This is a genomic window from Dellaglioa sp. CoH-57-MRSF-20, assembly GCF_056781955.1.
The window spans coordinates 1-260 of sequence record NZ_JBXAXV010000282.1; the positions used below are offsets into that span (position 1 = coordinate 1).

The 260-nt window shown below is 58.8% G+C and carries 1 protein-coding gene; it reads left to right on the plus strand.

Features of this window, described 5'->3' with window-relative positions; translation table 11 throughout:
* Positions 1 to 260: hypothetical protein (locus AC1RPN_RS09055; protein WP_481763855.1), on the plus strand; the 260-nt coding region annotated here is incomplete at both ends.

Consider the following 260-nt stretch of genomic DNA (forward strand, 5'->3'; position numbering starts at 1 on the left):
GCCGTAGACGTTCTCGAAGCACGCCACGGGCTCACGATTGGCGACGAGGTGGTCGATCGCCGCGCGGAAGGCGATCTTGGCAAGAAGATTGACGGCGTGATGTTCTCGACGTATCCGGGCAGCACTGTCGGTGATGTGCTGGTCGTATATGGTAAGGTCAGCGGCGGAAAGTATGAGATCGCAGGTTTCGCAGACCCTCTGGACCTCACCCCAATCAATGTGGATGATCGCGAAACGCGTATTGCGCTGGGTGCCGTGGT